Below are 15274 nucleotides of genomic sequence, written 5' to 3' on the forward strand. Positions count from 1 at the left end.
TGGGTTAGACCGCAGCCTCTGCGCGTTCGGCAAACAGGCTGTTCGTTCCGGTTCCGGTGATTCGCACTTTGATAATGTCACCGATTTGCGATGCTTTTGCATCAACATTCACGGATTGAAGCCAGGGAGAACGTCCGATCAGCTGGCCCGGCATGCGGCCGGGTTTTTCGAGCAGCAGATCGATCTCCTTGCCGATGCAGGATTCGGCAAACTCCTGCTGCTGCTTCAAAAGAAGCGCTTGCAGGCGTTCCAGCCGTTCTGCCTTGATCTCTTCCGGCACCTGGTCCTTCAGTTCCGCGCCGGGTGTGCCCGGCCGAGTCGAGTATTTGAACGAGAAGGCCTGCGCATAGCGCACCTCCTCCACAAGTCTGAGTGTATCCGCAAAATCCGTGTCTGTCTCCCCCGGAAAACCGGTGATGAAATCGCCCGACAGCGCGATGTCCGGGCGCACGGCGCGGATGCGCTCTATCAGACTGAGATATTCGGCCGCCGTATGACGCCGGTTCATCGCCTTCAGGACACGGTCGGAGCCCGATTGCACCGGCAGGTGCAGGTAGGGCATCAGCGCCCTGAGGTCGCGATGCGCCTCGATCAGCCGGTCGTCCATGTCGCGCGGATGGCTTGTGGTGTAACGCAGCCGCGCCAGGCCGGGGATCTCGGCAAGGCGGTAGAGGAGGTCGCCGAGGCTCCACGCCTCGCCGCGCGGTCCGGCGCCATGCCAGGCGTTGACGTTCTGGCCGAGCAGGGTGATTTCGCGCACTCCGGCTTCGACGAGCTTTTCAGCCTCCTCGACGATCTGCGAAACCGGCCGCGACACTTCCGAGCCGCGCGTATAGGGCACGACGCAGAAGGTGCAGAACTTGTCGCAGCCCTCCTGCACCGTCAGGAAGGCGGTGACGCCGCGGGCGCGGATCTTGCGGCTCTCGGCGAGCGGCAGGTGCTCGAACTTGTCCTCGATCGCATATTCCGTATCGACGACACGCTGGCCCTCTTTGGCCCGGCGCAGCGCCTCCGGCAGGCGGTGATAGGTCTGCGGCCCGATGACGACATCGACGGCGGGCGCGCGGCGCAGAATCTCTTCGCCTTCGGCCTGGGCGACGCAGCCGGCAACGCCGATCATCATCTCCCGGCCGTCGGCGGCCTTTTTCTTTTTCATCTCGCGCAGCCGCCCGAGCGCCGAATAGACCTTCTCCGCCGCCTTCTCTCTTATATGACAGGTGTTGAGCAGAACGAGATCCGCCTGTTCCATGTCTTCGGTCGGTTCGTAGCCGTCGCGGGCAAGCGCATCGCTCATGCGCGTGGAATCATAGACGTTCATCTGGCAGCCATAGGTCTTGATGAAGACCTTGCGGCTGTTGCTGCCGTCGCGGAGAGAAACCTCCGGGGCCTGAAGAAGGGCGTTATCCTGTGTCATGGCGCGCTATTTAGTGTTTTTTGCCGCCCGAGAAAAGAGACCTCTCGGCTTAGCCGATATCGCGACCGCGCAGGCTTGTGATGAGAAGGCTGCGGATGCGCGAGGCGATCGTCGCGCTTACCTCCTTGCGATTGCTGTCGGCGCGGTATTCCACCGCCTCGCCGAAGGAAATTTCCGCGTCGATGGCGCCGCATCTGAGAATGTCGATCAGATGCGGCAGGAGCTCGATATCCCCCGGCCAGGCGGCAAGCGGCCGGTGGTAGCGTCCCATCGGAAGGCCGTGCACTCTGGTATAAGCAACGGCCACCGGCTGCACCACGACGGTTCCCGTCGGCGAATAAGGCACCGCCATCGCGGCAGCGCCGAACAGCGACGACTTGACCTCCAGCAACCGGTTGCCGTCCGAGGTCGTGCCCTCGGGGAAGAGCACGACAATCTCGCCGTCGGCCATGCGCCCGGCGATTTCATTTGCCTGATGGCCGGTCTTGCGCCTCTCCTCGCGCACGACGAACACGCTCTTCTGCAGCTTGGCGAGGGTGCCGAAGATCGGCCAATCGGCGACTTCGATCTTGGCGATGAAGGCGACGTCGGCGACGGCCGACATCACCATGATGTCGAGCCAGGACGAATGGTTGGAGCAGAGCATCAGCGGTCGGCGGTCTTCCAGCCTGCCTGTCACCCGGACGCGGAGGCCGAGACAATAACAGATGATACGGTGCCAGACGCGCGGAAGACTACGGCGCAGCCGCCAATCGAAACGCAGGGCCAAGACCTGCAGCGGCATGAGCACGATGCTGACGGCAAGGATGACGACCGCAGCGAAGGCAATGCGCAGCCAGGCAATCAAATGCGGCACTCCCGGGCTGCCATCGCTTCAGAGATCTTCCTTCTTCAACGGAATGCCGTAGAGCTCCAGGCGGTGGTCGACCAGCTGGAAGCCGTGCTCGCGGGCGATGCGCTCCTGCAGCGCCTCGATCTCAGGCGAACGGAATTCGATGACCGTGCCGGTCTTCAGGTCGATCAGGTGGTCATGATGCTCTTCCGGCACCGTTTCGTAGCGCGAGCGCCCGTCGCGGAAGTCGTGGCGGGCGATGATGCCGGCATCCTCGAACAATTTGACGGTGCGATAGACCGTGGAGATCGAGATCTTCGCATCGACCTTCACGGAACGGCGGTAAAGCTCTTCGACGTCAGGATGGTCTTCCGACTCTTCGAGGATGCGCGCGATCACGCGGCGCTGCTCGGTCATGCGCATGCCACGTTCGGCGCAAAGCTCCTCGAGGGTCTTGGCTACGTCGGTCATGGCCCGCCTTCAAAAATAATCGCGTTTTCACAATGCCTGCACGGCGTTTGCGCCGGTCCGCATGTCATGCTCTGCAGGGAACTATCGAAGAACGCGCTTCATGACAAGCGCCGTGGAACGGGCGCCGTTTTCCTGCTTGTAGTAGCCCTGGCGCTCGCCGACCTTTTCAAAGCCGAGCTTGCGGTATAGGCCGAGCGCCGCCGTATTGCCGCTGTCGACCTCGAGAAACATGCTCTCGCCGCCACGCGCCCGCGCCTCGCGCATCGCCGCCTGCATCAGCCGCCAGCCCAGCCCGGCACGGGCGACCTTCGCCTGCACGGCAATCGTCAGGATCTCGGCCTCGCCGGCGACTTGGCGGGCAAGGATAAAGCCGGGAAGCGGCTTTTTCAGGATGGCATTGGTCTGGCGCGCGACGAAGCCGAAAACAGTCTCCTGCGACAGCAGGCTGTGGAATTCGCCGTCGCCCCAGGGCCGGGCGAAACGCTCGCCATGCAGGACGGCGACGTCGCGGCAATCCTCGCGCTCCATGGCGATGATTTCAAATTCCGGCTTCAGCGTCAGATAGGCTTCCAGCATGGTCACACTCGTCGCGCAATCGCATATCCGGCCTGCGGCTTGGCATCCGGTCCGCGCAGATAAAGGGGCTTGGGCTTTCCGGCATCGACAGGGGCGGCAGCCCCCAGACGCGCGACAATCGAAATCGGAAAGACGTTGGGGTGATCGCCACCGGCGCTGGCCTTCAGGAGCGGCGTTGCCGAACCGGTGATTTCACCGTCGAAGCCGGCCGCTAAAGCCTGGGCCTCGGCGACGCTTGCCGCCCGCGGCTGATCGAGCGGGGAACCATCGGCTGCGAAGGACTGGAGATAGATTTCGTCCCGCTTGGCGTCCATCGCCGCCAGCACGGCGCGGCCGGGCGTCTTCTCACGCTGGGCGGCGGCCATCACCTCGAGCGTGGTGACGCCGACGACGGGCACATTGAGGGAAAGCGCAAAACCGCGGGCTGCGGCAACGCCGACGCGGATACCGGTAAAGGAGCCGGGGCCGATCGTGACGGCAACGCGGTTGATCTGAGAAAGTGTCACTCCCGCCTGATCCAGCACGCGATCGACGATACCGATCAGATGTTCAGCATGCCCCTTGCCGATCATGTCCGATGCCTCCCCCAGCACCGTATTCCTGCCGCTGTCATAAATGGCGGCAGCGCAATCCACACCTGCCGTGTCGAGCGCCAGAACGATCATGCCATCAATTTCCGAATAAACTGTTTGTCGCCTAACCATAAACCGTCCGGCCGAACCTGAGATGAACGGCCGGAGCGAATTCGAAATTCTTAAGCGGCAATCACTTCCTGCACTTCGGGAACGAAATGGCGCAGCAGGTTCTGGACGCCGTGCTTCAGCGTCGCCGTCGAAGACGGGCAGCCGGAGCAGGAGCCTTTCATGTTCAGATAGACCTTGCCGTCCTTGAAGCCGCGGAAGGTGATGTCGCCGCCGTCCTGGGCGACGGCCGGGCGCACGCGGGTCTCCAGAAGCTCCTTGATGGTCAGCACGATCGATTCATCGGCTTCATCAAAGAACTCGTCGCCGGCATCGGCATCCTCGGAAAGGATGGAAGCATCCCCCATGACCGGCTTGCCGGACATGAAATGCTCCATGATCGAGCCAAGGATAGCCGGCTTAAGATGCTGCCATTCGGCGTTGTCCTTGGAGACGGAAATGAAATCATAGCCGAAATAGACACCGGTCACACCGGGAATATCGAACAGTCGGGCGGCGAGCGGCGAGGCTTCAGCCTCTTCGGCGCTGCGGAATTCGGCGGTGCCGTTTTCCATGACGACCTTGCCTGGCAGGAACTTCTGTGTGGCGGGGTTCGGCGTGGCTTCGGTCTGAATGAACATCTGGCTCTCCATGTGACAGGCTCGAGACCTCGGCCGTCTTTAGAATTCTTCAAAAGAAGATAAGCCCATTGCCTGATCTAATCAAGAGACTTGCACTCAAGAAATAGGCTCAGCAGAGGGCGTCGATTTCCTCGTTGGTCAGCGTATCCGGCAGGACGGTAACGGGGATCGGAAACGCCGCCGCGCGTCCGGCGACCGACGAAACAAGCGGTCCCGGACCTTCTTTTGCCGAGCCGGCGGCAAGAACGAGGATCGCCACATCGCGGTCTTCCTCGATCACGGCGTTGATCTGCTCGGCGGCACTGCCTTCACGGATGACGACCTCAGGCTCGATGCCGATCGTCTCGCGCACGATCTGCGCGATCTTGGCAACGGTTGCCTCGGCTTCCTCGCGCGCCTCGGCCCGCATGATCTCCTCGACGCCGAGCCATTGCTGGAAATCGCCGTTGGGGATCACATAGAGCAGCACCAGGCCGCCATTGGAATTCTTCGCGCGCCGGCCGGCATAATGAACGGCGCGCTGGCATTCGGGTGTCCCGTCGATCACCGCCATGAATTTGCGGCGGTGGCCTTCGAGCCGTGAGAGTCGCTTCGATACCATGGGGCGGACTCTGACACCCGAAGCGGAAAAATTGCAAGCGCAGTTTTCTGGCGCCTCTCGCTCTGACGGAGATCCTCTTCTCCCCCAAGAAGGCAGAAGAAGAGATCTGCCTCAGTAGAGGAAGCCGATGACGTCGCGTACTTGGCTCATCGTTACTTCGGCGCGGGCTCTCGCCCGTTCGCCGCCCTTGCGCAGGATCGCGTCGATATGGCTGGTATCGTCCATCAGCCGGCGCATCTCGCCGGTGATCGGCGCCAGCACATGGATGGCGAGATCGACCAGTGCCGGCTTGAAGACGGAGAACTGCTGGCCGCCAAAGTCGGCCAGTACCTCCGCCTTCGATTTGTCGGCGAGCGCGGCATAGATCGCCACCAGATTGTCGGCTTCCGGACGGCCCTGCAACCCGTCAACCTCGCTCGGCAAACCGTCCGGATCGGTCTTGGCCTTGCGGATCTTCTTCGAGATCGCGTCCTCGTCGTCCATCAGATTGATGCGCGAAAGGTCGGAGGGATCGGATTTCGACATTTTTTTGGTGCCGTCGCGCAGCGACATGACGCGCGGCGCCGGTCCGCCGATCAGCGGTTCGACCATCGGGAAATAGGCATGCACCGGCTCGTCGCCGACGGTGATGTCGATGCCGTAGCCGCTCTTGCGAATATGCTCGGCATAATCGAGGTTGAACTTCATCGCGATGTCGCGGGCAAGCTCCAGATGCTGCTTCTGGTCCTCGCCAACCGGCACATGAGTGGCGCGATAGACGAGAATGTCGGCGGCCATCAGGCTCGGATAGGCGTAAAGGCCGAGCGAGGCCTGCTCGCGGTCCTTGCCAGCCTTGTCCTTGAACTGCGTCATGCGGTTCATCCAGCCGATGCGGGCGACACAGTTGAAGATCCAGGCGAGTTCCGCGTGCTGCGGCACAGCCGACTGGTTGAAAACGATATGTTTTTCCGGATCGATGCCGGCGGCGATGAAGGCGGCGGCGATCGAGCGCGTCTGGCTCGGCATGTCCTCGTGCACCAGCTGGGCGGTGAGCGCATGCATGTCGACGACGCAGTAGATGCAGTCGTTGCCTTCCTGCAGCGCCACGAACCGGCGGATCGCACCGAGATAATTGCCGAGATGCAGATTGCCGGTCGGCTGTACGCCGGAGAATACGAGTTTCTTGAATTCGCTCATGTCGTCCTCAATAGGCTGGTGGAGGGCCCCAAGGCTTCTCGCCTATGTTGCTAACGCCGCGGCTTATGCACGGGCGGCCGATCGCAATCAAGAGGTTCGGGCTGCGGCATGCTGGATCAGGTCGAAGGTGTTGCCGTAAGGATCCGCAAAGACCGCGACCGTACCGTAAACCTCATGTCTGGGCTGCTCGAGAAAACGCACGCCGGCGCCGAGCATGGCGGCATGATCGCGAGCGAAATCGTCGGTCTTCAGGAAGAAGCCGACGCGGCCACCCGTCTGGTTGCCGATCGCCGCGCGCTGCGCCTCGTTGGCCGCCTGCGCCAGCAGAAAGGCGGCGCCATCCCCGCCTTTCGGCTTCACCACCACCCAGCGTTTGCCCCCCGGCTGGGGCTCGTCCTGAAGGCAATCGAAACCGAGGGTGCCGCAATAAAAGCCCTTGGCGCGGTCGTAATCGTCGACGACGAGCGTGACGAGAAAAAGAGACTGAAGCGTCATGTGATCTCCCATGTTTGGATGTTTATTCCACCTAGGACGCGAATGAAGCTCACTTTTAAGCCGAATTGATCAGCGCCATTAGTTAAAATTGAGTATAAAATTTCACAGAAAAGCTTTTATTGAACTGAGAATCCTCGGCCGCGCTGGCCAGTCCAACGATCGCCAGCTAACCGCCCGGAGGGACCATGCAGAACGTCAGTTTGCTCGCCATGGCAGGCCTTTTCGCCCTACAATCCGCAACCGGCGCCGTCGGTCAAGACAGCAAGAGACCGGCCATTCATCTTCCCACGCATGAGGCGCGTCTCGCCTATGCGGTCCAGACCGTCAGCGTGCGCGCCGGCTGTTTTCCAGAGCGTCTGCGAGCGATCCTCTCGCATATCGCCGCAAAGACCGGACGCCGCCCGATCGTCACCTCCGGCCTCCGGCCGCATCCCCGCCGTCATGGCTCCCTGCATGGAAAATGCCTGGCGGCCGATATCCGGGTGCCCGGCCTCTCGGAACGAACAATCATTGCTGCCGCCAGGACAGCTCCAGGCATCGGCGGCATCGGCAGCTATTGCAACGGCATCATTCATGTCGATGTCGGCCCGCAACGACGATGGGTCGATTGTTAAAGCAATTTGAGAAACGTGCGGCTCGGCCTTGTGCAAGAGCTGTCCGGTTCGGACCCGCCCAAAGCCGTCGGTGGCGGCAGCCGGGTGAGGGGCAGGTTTCGCCAATTTCCCTCGTTTCACACGTCCTTCGCCGGCACCGGCTTGCGGTTGAGGTTGCGCCTTATCATGCCAAGATCCGCCCCGCCGATCAGGAAGGCGGCGGCGAAATAGATGAGCATGGCGATTGCGATCAGCAGCCCCAGCGTACCGACCTTGCTCAGAAGCGGCGCGCCGGAGGCGAGCCATGGCGCCCAATAGTGCTTGAGGAAGACGATTGCCGCGCCCATGACGGCCGAGGCGACGATCAGCAGGGCGGCGCGTTTTGCCAACGCCCATTCCCATGTCAGATGGCCGCGGCGCAGAAGCGTGGTGAACAGCAGCAGCGTGCTGATCCAGCCGGCTGTGGCTTCGGCGACGGCGATGCCGGGCGCGCCCATAAAGGGAAAAAGGGTCAGCGCCGTCGCGCAGTTGGTTCCCACCGCGATGGCCGAGAAGCGCATCGGCGTCTTGGTGTCCTCGCGGGCATAAAAGCCCGGCTGCAGCGCCTTGATCAGCACGAAGGCGGGCAGGCCGATGCCGTAGATCGCCAGGATCGAGCCGACCACCGCGGTGTTCTCCTGATGGAAGGCGCCGCGCTCGTAGAGCACGCGGATGATCTCGTCGGAGAGGATCCAGAGCGCGAAAGCGGCGGGGATGGTCAGGAACAGCACGAATTCGATCGAGCGGTTCTGCAGGTTTGCCGCTTCGCGTAGCGCCCCGCCCTTCAGTGCCCGGGCGAGCTCCGGCAGCAGCACGACGCCGACAGCGACGCCGACGACGCCGAGCGGCAGCTGATAGATGCGGTCGGCATATTGCAAGGCGGCAATCGCGCCGTCGCGGGAGGAGGCGATCGCCTGGCCGATCAGCTGGTTGATCTGGGTAATGCCGCCGGTGACGGCGGCCGGCACGGCGAGGATCAGCAGCCGCTTGACATTCGCAGTCATTTTCGGGAAGCGCAGGCTGATGCTCATGCCGGCCGCCAGCACGCCGACATAGACGACGGCGAGCTGCAGCACCCCGGCGGCAAGAACGCCCCAGGAGAGATACCAGGCCGTCGCGAGCGGATCGGCGCCGGTATAGAGCGAATAAAACAGCGCCCCGATCATCACCACGTTGAGGAAGACGGGGGCGATGGCGGCGGCGAAGAAATGATGCAGCGAATTCAGCATGCCGCTCATCATCGCCGTCAGCGACATGCACATCAGATAGGGAAACATCACCGCCGCCATGCGGATCGTGATCGAGAATTTCTCGGCATCGTCGGCAAAACCCGGCGCGATGATGAAGCGCACCAAGAGCGGCATGGCAAGCTCCATCACAATGGTGATGAGGAGCAGCACCGAAAACAAGACGCCGAAGACTTCTTCCGAAAAGCGCTTGGCGCCGTCCGTGCCGTTCGCCTCGATTTCCTTGGCAAAGAGCGGCACGAAGGCGGCATTGAAGGCGCCTTCGGCAAACAACCGCCGGAAGAGGTTCGGAAAACGGAAAGCAGCGTAGAAGACGTCGGCCATCGGTCCGGTGCCGAGCGCCGCCGCCATCAGCGTTTCACGGGCGAACCCGAAGATCCGGCTGCCGAGAGTGGCGCCGCCGACGGTCGCGAATTTCTTGACGAGGCTCATGCTTTGGGGCTCATGCGGGGGAATCGGCTTTCTTTTCGGCGGCGGGCGATGTTCGGGTGGCGGCGGGCGCGATGATGCCGGAGGGCATGCGCTCGCGCAGCTCGTCCTGCTCCTCTGCCATCACGGCCTTCATGCGGGCGGTGATATTGGCGCGCTTGCTGTCGCCCGATATTTTCTGACCCACGAGATCGGTGACGTAGAAGGTGTCGATCACCTTCTCGCCGAAGGTGGTGATGCGCGCCGACTGGATGTCGAGCGACAGATCGGAGAGCACGGCGGTGATCTCCGACAGCAGGCCCGGCCGGTCGAGGCATTCGACCTCGATGACCGTGAACTTGTTCGACAGGCTGTTGGTGATGTTGACCGAGGGCGGAATGTCGAAAGCCTTGCTTTTCTTGCGGTTGCGCGTGCGCGTGGCGATGACCTCGGGCAGGCGCTTGCGGCCGGCCAGTACATCCTCGATCATCCGCCCGATCGTGCCGGCGCGGCGAAGCTCGTCGGCGTCGTCGGAAAATTCACGGCTGACATGGATCGTATCGAGCGCCCGTCCATCCGAGGTCGTGAAGATCTGTGCGTCGACGATGTTGGCGCCGGCCGCAGCACAGGCGCCGGCAATGACGGCGAGCAGTCTGGGATGGTCGGGCGACAGCACTGTGATTTCAGTGATGGCGTGGAAACTGTCGGTGCGCACCATGGTGGCGAGCGCCTGGCCCGCCTTGTCAGCCTGGCGGATGAAGTCGGCGTGGCGGAGCTGGTCTTCCAACGGCACGGACAGCAGGTAGGGCTGGTAATGCAGCTTCGTATAGGTGTTGCGGTCCTTCTGGCTCCAGGCGGAAAGGGCGCCGCGCAGCGCCTCGGCGGCGGCATTGGCCCGCTCCTTGCGGGAGACCTCCGAAAAGCCGCCGGCCAGCAGCAACTCGGTTTCGTAATAGAGCGTGCGCAGCAACTGGCCCTTCCAGCCGTTCCAGACGCCGGGCCCGACGGCGCGAATATCGCAGATCGTCAGGATCAGAAGCATCTTCAGCCGGTCGAGTGACTGTACGCGGTCGGCAAAGTCGATAATGGTCTTGCGATCGGTGAGGTCGCGGGTCTGCGCCACCATCGACATCGTCAGATGTTCCTCGATCAGCCAGACGACGAGTTCCGTCTGCTTCTGCGACAGTCCGAAGCGGGCGCAGAGCTTGCGGGCGACGCGGGCGCCGGCGATCGAGTGATCCTCCTGGCGGCCCTTGGCGATGTCGTGGAGCAGAACGGCGACGTAGAGCGCCTCGCGATCCTCGATGTTCGAGATCAGCTTGTTGGCAAGCGGATGCAGATCCTCGGCGCGTCCCTTGTCGATCTCGGAGAGAACGTCGACGGTGCGGATCAGATGCTCGTCGACGGTGTAGTGGTGATACATGTTGAACTGCATCATCGCGACGATCTTGCCGAAATCGGGGATGAAGCGGCCGAGCACGCCGGCCTCGTTCATCCGGCGCAAAATCAGCGCCGGGTCGCGCTTCGACGTCAGGATCGACATGAAGAGGCGGTTCGCTTCGTCGTTTTCCCGTAAGCTGTTGTCGATCAGCGCGAGCGAACGGGTGACGCGTTTCAGCGCATCCGGATGGAATTCCAGCCCGTTGATGTCGGCGACGTGAAAGAGCCGGAGGATGCTGACCGGATCGCGCTTGAAGACATCGGCGTCGGCGAGAGCGATGCGGCCGCGGTCTTCGACGAATTCGACGCTGCCGGCGATTTTGCGGGTGCGATGGGTAAAGCGGCTGATGACGCCGGTGAGGCCCGGGATCGACTTCGCCTGCTGGTCTTCGAGCGCGGCGCACAGGATGCGTGTGAGATCGCCGACGTCCTTGGCCACGAGGAAATAGTGCTTCATGAAACGCTCGACCGCCGAAAGGCCCGGGCGGGTGTGATACCCGAAGGCTTCGGCGATCTCGCGCTGGATGTCGAAGGACAGGCGCTCCTCGGCCTTGCCTGTCAGGAAGTGCATATGGCAGCGCACCGCCCAGAGAAAATCGTCGGCTTTCTCAAGCAGGCGATATTCGTGTTTTGACAAGACGCCGAGCTTGATCAGCTCCGCCTGGTCGCGCACGTGGTAGTAATATTTCGAGATCCAGAACAGCGTGTGCAGGTCTCGAAGCCCGCCCTTGCCTTCCTTGACGTTCGGCTCGACGAGGTAACGCGTGTCGCCCGCCTTGCGGTGGCGCTCGTCGCGCTCGGCCAGTTTGGCGGCGATGAATTCGGGGCCGGTTCCGGTGACGATCTCCTTGTCGAAACGGGCCTCGAGCTCGGTTTCCAGCCGCTGCAGGCCGCAGATATAGCGCATCTCGAGGATCGCGGTACGGATCGTCATGTCGGATTTGGAAAGCGCGATGCATTCTTCCACCGTGCGGGTGGCGTGGCCGACTTTGAAGCCCATGTCCCAGAGCACGTAGAGCATGAATTCGACCGCCTTGTGCGTCTCCTCCGAAGGCCGCGGCGGGAAGAGGAAGAGCAGGTCGATATCGGAGCCCGGTGCCAGCGTGTCGCGGCCGTAGCCGCCGACGGCGGTGACGGCGAACTTGTCCTTCTGCAGCGGAAAAATATGGGCAGTGGCGAAATTGTAGAGGACGGTGATGATCTGGTCCTGCAGCCAGGATATCCGAAAGGCGCAATTAAGACCGCTGCCGTCGGCGGCAAGGGCTGCGCGCGCCTTCTGCCGGCCGTCCGCGCTCGCCTTTTTCAGCGCCGCGAGAAGATCGGCGCGCATGATGTCGGGCCGGTTCCGATTGGCTTCGGCAACGGCGTCGCACTGCGTCTGCAAGAGCTCGGTGTCGAGGATCTCCGAGAAATCGAGGTTGCGCGTCGCGCTCACAGGGGTGGTTTCCTGTCCATGCCGGGCTGCCTGATCGGGGCTCGCCTCACGTTTCGTCTGCATGCGCTATAACCTCTTTGCCCGGCGATTGACACGGGCCTTCATATTGCAAGAACCTTTAAATTTGGCGAAATGGTGTTGCCATGCTGCGATGCGGGACGCTTTGCCGCAAGCGGCGGCCTTTCCCTAAAGCCTAGTCTGCGATCTGCGCATGCAGCGAATACAGCACCTGCCGGGTCTCGCGCTGGATCTCCTCGAGCGTCGCCCTGTCGCACTCGCGGTAGCCCGCCTTAGCGATCGACGTTCCAAGTTCAGAGATCATAGCGCAGGAGCGGGTGATTTTCAGCAGGCCGATCGGCGATGTCCAGCCGCGCGCGTTGCGGTCTTTGTCGGCGCGCCGCATCGTGTCGAGCATGGAGCAGATGAGCGAGAGGCGCTCGGTTTCGCGGACCAGCTTCGCCATGAACATCGGCTGCGCTCCTATTTCAGCTTTTTCTTGAGATCGTAAAGCGCATCAAGCGCCTCGCGCGGCGTCATGTCGTCGAGGCTCATCGCCTTCAGCGTCTCCTCGACCTTGGAGGGGCCGCGGGCAGTGTCCTCGCGGCGCACCGCCACCTGGAAGAGCGGCAGGTCGTCGATCAGCTGGCTCGCCGGGTTCTTGCGGTCGGCATCTTCGAGGCGGGTGAGCACGTCGCGGGCCCGCGACACGACCGAGGCCGGTAGCCCGGCAAGCCTAGCGACCTGGATGCCGTAGGAGCGGTCGGCGGCACCCGGCCCGACCTCGTGCAGGAAGATCACGTCGCCGTCCCATTCCTTGACACGCATCGTCGCGTTCGATAGCCGGCCAAGCTTTTCCGACAGCACGGTCAACTCATGGAAATGCGTGGCGAAGAGGCCGCGGCAGCGATTGGCCTCATGCAGGTGCTCGACGGCGGCCCAGGCGATCGACAGCCCGTCGAAAGTGGCGGTGCCACGGCCGATCTCGTCGAGGATCACGAGCGAGCGGTCGCTCGCCTGGTTGAGGATAGCAGCCGTTTCCACCATCTCGACCATGAAGGTCGAGCGCCCGCGCGCCAGATCGTCGGAGGCGCCGACGCGGGAGAACAGCCGGTCGACGATGCCGATATGGGCCGATGTCGCCGGCACGAAGGAACCCATCTGCGCCAGGATCGCAATCAACGCGTTCTGACGCAGGAACGTCGATTTACCGCCCATATTCGGGCCGGTGAGCAGCCAGATCGCCCCGTCCTTGTCGCCCGTTTTCGGCGACAGATCGCAATTGTTGGCGACGAAGGGGCCGCCCGCCTGGCGGCGCAGCGCCTGTTCGACGACCGGATGGCGCCCGCCCTCGATCGCAAACATCTTCGAGCCGTCGACCTGCGGCCGGCAATAGGCCTGCTCTTCGGTGAGCAGCGCCAGGCCTGCGGCGACGTCGATCACCGCAAGCGCCCGCGCGCCCGCCTTGATCGCTTCGGCCTGCGCCACGACGGCTGCCGTCATCCTGTCGAAGGCTTCGAGTTCGATCGCGAGCGCCCGGTCGGCTGCGTTGGCGATGCGGCTTTCGAGATCGGCAAGTTCGGTCGTGGTGAATCGCATGGCGCTTGCCATCGTCTGGCGATGGATGAAGCGGGCCTTCGCTTCGGCCGTGTCCGTCATCGGAGCGGCGTTGCCGGCGGTCACCTCGATGAAATAGCCGAGGATATTGTTGTGCTTGATCTTCAGCGACCGGATGCCGGTTTCTTCGGCATATTGCAATTGCAGCCCGGCGATGACGCGGCGCGACTGATCGCGCAGCGCCCGGACCTCGTCAAGCTCGGCGCTGGCGCCGTCGCGCAGGAAACCGCCATCGCGTTTCAACAGCGGCAATTCATCGGCGAGCGTCTCGGCAAGCAGGGTTTCGAGGCCCGCCGGAAGGGCTTGCAGCCCGGAGAGCGCTTGATCAAGCTCTTCCGGCAGCATCGCGCTTGCAAGCAGATCGGCAAGTCCGCCGGCCGCTTGCAGGCCCTGGCGAATTGCCCAGAGATCGCGCGGTCCGCCGCGGTCGAGCGCCAGGCGGGAGAGCGCGCGCGGCATGTCGGGCACATGTTTCAGCGTGTCGCGGAGCTTGCCGCAGAGCGCGGGCTCTTCGATCAGGAAGCCGATCGAATCGAGCCGCGCATTGATGCGGGCGGGGTCGGTGAGCGGCGACATCAGCCGTTCGGCGAGAAGTCGCGCGCCGCCGCCGGTGACGGTGCGGTCGATCGCCTTCAGCAGCGAACCATTGCGATCTCCGGAGAGCGTTCGGGCAAGCTCCAGGTTGGCGCGGGTGGCCGGGTCGATGAAGAGCGTCGACGCGGCACTTTCCCGCTCCGGCCTGCCAAGCGGCGGCCGTTCGGCGATCTGCGTCTTCTCGACATAGGCGACGGCGGCTGCGGCCGCCGCCAGCTCGGCGCGCGAGAAGCTGCCGAAGCCGTCGAGGGTCGAGACGCCGAAATAGCGCGCGATCCGGCCTTCGGCGCTGGCGCTGTCGAAGAGCACGGAAGGCTGTGGAACCGCCGTGCGGCCAAGCACGTCGAAGACCGGCTTGAGCTCGGCATCGTGGAAGATCGTGTCGGGCAGGATCAATTCGCGCGGATCGATGCGCAGGATGTCGGCCAGCAGCCGCGCGCTTTCCGTCTCGGCAAGCCGGAAGACGCCTGTGGAAATATCGATCCAGGCGAGCGCCAGCTGCGGTTCGCCGCCGCCGCGGATGCGGGCAAGCGCCATCAGATAGTTCGATTCCGAAGGCGAGAGCAGCTTCTCCTCGGTGAGCGTGCCGGGCGTGACGAGACGGATCACGTCGCGTTTGACGACCGATTTGGCGCCGCGTTTCTTGGCCTCGGCCGGATCCTCGATCTGTTCGCAGACGGCGACGCGGAAGCCGAGCGAAATCAGCTTCTGCAGATAGTCGTCGGCCGCATGCACCGGCACGCCGCACATCGGGATATCCTGACCCATGTGCTGGCCGCGCTTCGTCAGCGTGATGCCGAGCGCGCGGGAGGCTTCCAGCGCATCCTCGAAGAACAGTTCGTAGAAATCGCCCATGCGATAGAACAGCAGCGAACCCGGATTGTTCGCCTTGATCTCGATATATTGCTCCATCATCGGCGTCGCCGAGGCGCGGCTTTCCGCCGTGGCGAGCTCGGCAGCCGAAAAGGCTTCATTCCCAATGTCTATACGTGCGTTCACGGAGGTGCAGTTTTTCCCA

The 15274-nt window shown here is 63.0% G+C and carries 14 protein-coding genes; 1 reads left to right on the forward strand and 13 read right to left on the reverse strand.

Annotated elements, in window-relative coordinates; genetic code table 11:
• Positions 1-4: 4 nt before the first annotated feature.
• From miaB to HJB91_RS05590, 9 genes are all read right to left on the reverse strand, one after another.
• Positions 5-1414: a tRNA (N6-isopentenyl adenosine(37)-C2)-methylthiotransferase MiaB gene (gene miaB, locus HJB91_RS05550; protein WP_221153681.1), complete on the reverse strand. Its 1410-nt coding sequence runs from the start codon at positions 1412-1414 to the stop codon at positions 5-7.
• Positions 1415-1463: 49 nt separating this feature from the next.
• On the reverse strand, positions 1464-2261 hold the full coding sequence (locus HJB91_RS05555) for a 1-acyl-sn-glycerol-3-phosphate acyltransferase (RefSeq protein WP_210629448.1): 798 nt from the start codon (positions 2259-2261) through the stop codon (positions 1464-1466).
• Between the two features lie 27 nt (positions 2262-2288).
• A complete protein-coding gene (locus HJB91_RS05560; protein WP_085776722.1) occupies positions 2289-2717 on the reverse strand; it encodes a Fur family transcriptional regulator in 429 nt (142 codons plus the stop codon).
• A gap of 81 nt (positions 2718-2798) precedes the next feature.
• On the reverse strand, positions 2799-3293 hold the full coding sequence (locus HJB91_RS05565; RefSeq protein WP_210629447.1) for a GNAT family N-acetyltransferase: 495 nt from the start codon (positions 3291-3293) through the stop codon (positions 2799-2801).
• 2 nt (positions 3294-3295) lie between these two features.
• Positions 3296-3958, reverse strand: coding sequence for a tRNA (adenosine(37)-N6)-threonylcarbamoyltransferase complex dimerization subunit type 1 TsaB (tsaB, locus tag HJB91_RS05570; protein ID WP_221124369.1), 663 nt, complete (start codon positions 3956-3958; stop codon positions 3296-3298).
• 89 nt (positions 3959-4047) lie between these two features.
• Entirely contained in the window at positions 4048-4614 is a 567-nt protein-coding gene (locus HJB91_RS05575; RefSeq protein ID WP_210629445.1) for a NifU family protein, read from the reverse strand.
• A 109-nt stretch (positions 4615-4723) separates the two neighbouring features.
• Complete coding sequence (locus HJB91_RS05580; protein ID WP_011423764.1) at positions 4724-5215, reverse strand: universal stress protein; 492 nt, start codon at positions 5213-5215, stop codon at positions 4724-4726.
• Positions 5216-5326: 111 nt separating this feature from the next.
• Entirely contained in the window at positions 5327-6391 is a 1065-nt protein-coding gene (gene trpS, locus HJB91_RS05585; protein ID WP_210629444.1) for a tryptophan--tRNA ligase, read from the reverse strand.
• A gap of 87 nt (positions 6392-6478) precedes the next feature.
• Positions 6479-6886 (reverse strand): VOC family protein, encoded by a 408-nt coding sequence (locus HJB91_RS05590; protein WP_221153683.1) that lies wholly within the window; start codon positions 6884-6886, stop codon positions 6479-6481.
• Between the two features lie 185 nt (positions 6887-7071).
• Between HJB91_RS05590 and HJB91_RS05595 the strand changes: the two genes are divergently transcribed.
• Positions 7072-7500 (forward strand): D-Ala-D-Ala carboxypeptidase family metallohydrolase, encoded by a 429-nt coding sequence (locus HJB91_RS05595; RefSeq protein WP_210629442.1) that lies wholly within the window; start codon positions 7072-7074, stop codon positions 7498-7500.
• A 116-nt stretch (positions 7501-7616) separates the two neighbouring features.
• On the opposite strand, the gene murJ is transcribed toward HJB91_RS05595, so the two are convergent.
• The 4 genes from murJ to mutS all read right to left on the reverse strand — a co-directional run bounded on the left by murJ (position 7617) and on the right by mutS (position 15255).
• Positions 7617-9197: a murein biosynthesis integral membrane protein MurJ gene (gene murJ / locus HJB91_RS05600; protein ID WP_221153694.1), complete on the reverse strand. Its 1581-nt coding sequence runs from the start codon at positions 9195-9197 to the stop codon at positions 7617-7619.
• Between the two features lie 10 nt (positions 9198-9207).
• A complete protein-coding gene (locus HJB91_RS05605) occupies positions 9208-12111 on the reverse strand; it encodes a [protein-PII] uridylyltransferase (RefSeq protein WP_221122720.1) in 2904 nt (967 codons plus the stop codon).
• A 130-nt stretch (positions 12112-12241) separates the two neighbouring features.
• Complete coding sequence (locus tag HJB91_RS05610) at positions 12242-12517, reverse strand: hypothetical protein (protein ID WP_210629439.1); 276 nt, start codon at positions 12515-12517, stop codon at positions 12242-12244.
• Between the two features lie 11 nt (positions 12518-12528).
• Complete coding sequence (gene mutS / locus HJB91_RS05615) at positions 12529-15255, reverse strand: DNA mismatch repair protein MutS (protein ID WP_221153696.1); 2727 nt, start codon at positions 15253-15255, stop codon at positions 12529-12531.
• Between the last annotated feature and the right edge of the window lie 19 nt (positions 15256-15274).

The organism is Rhizobium sp. NLR10b (genome assembly GCF_019685435.1).
In the GTDB taxonomy this organism is placed as follows: domain Bacteria; phylum Pseudomonadota; class Alphaproteobacteria; order Rhizobiales; family Rhizobiaceae; genus Rhizobium.

Excerpts from the sequence above, each read along its gene's own strand:
- miaB (WP_221153681.1), bottom strand. The coding sequence starts at position 1,414 with ATGACACAGGATAACGCCCTTCTTCAGGCCCCGGAGGTTTCTCTCCGC.
- HJB91_RS05560 (WP_085776722.1), bottom strand. The coding sequence starts at position 2,717 with ATGACCGACGTAGCCAAGACCCTCGAGGAGCTTTGCGCCGAACGTGGC.
- HJB91_RS05565 (WP_210629447.1), bottom strand. The coding sequence starts at position 3,293 with ATGCTGGAAGCCTATCTGACGCTGAAGCCGGAATTTGAAATCATCGCC.
- tsaB (WP_221124369.1), bottom strand. The coding sequence starts at position 3,958 with ATGATCGTTCTGGCGCTCGACACGGCAGGTGTGGATTGCGCTGCCGCC.
- HJB91_RS05575 (WP_210629445.1), bottom strand. The coding sequence starts at position 4,614 with ATGTTCATTCAGACCGAAGCCACGCCGAACCCCGCCACACAGAAGTTC.
- HJB91_RS05580 (WP_011423764.1), bottom strand. The coding sequence starts at position 5,215 with ATGGTATCGAAGCGACTCTCACGGCTCGAAGGCCACCGCCGCAAATTC.
- trpS (WP_210629444.1), bottom strand. The coding sequence starts at position 6,391 with ATGAGCGAATTCAAGAAACTCGTATTCTCCGGCGTACAGCCGACCGGC.
- HJB91_RS05590 (WP_221153683.1), bottom strand. The coding sequence starts at position 6,886 with ATGACGCTTCAGTCTCTTTTTCTCGTCACGCTCGTCGTCGACGATTAC.
- HJB91_RS05595 (WP_210629442.1), top strand. The coding sequence starts at position 7,072 with ATGCAGAACGTCAGTTTGCTCGCCATGGCAGGCCTTTTCGCCCTACAA.
- murJ (WP_221153694.1), bottom strand. The coding sequence starts at position 9,197 with ATGAGCCTCGTCAAGAAATTCGCGACCGTCGGCGGCGCCACTCTCGGC.
- HJB91_RS05605 (WP_221122720.1), bottom strand. The coding sequence starts at position 12,111 with ATGCAGACGAAACGTGAGGCGAGCCCCGATCAGGCAGCCCGGCATGGA.
- HJB91_RS05610 (WP_210629439.1), bottom strand. The coding sequence starts at position 12,517 with ATGTTCATGGCGAAGCTGGTCCGCGAAACCGAGCGCCTCTCGCTCATC.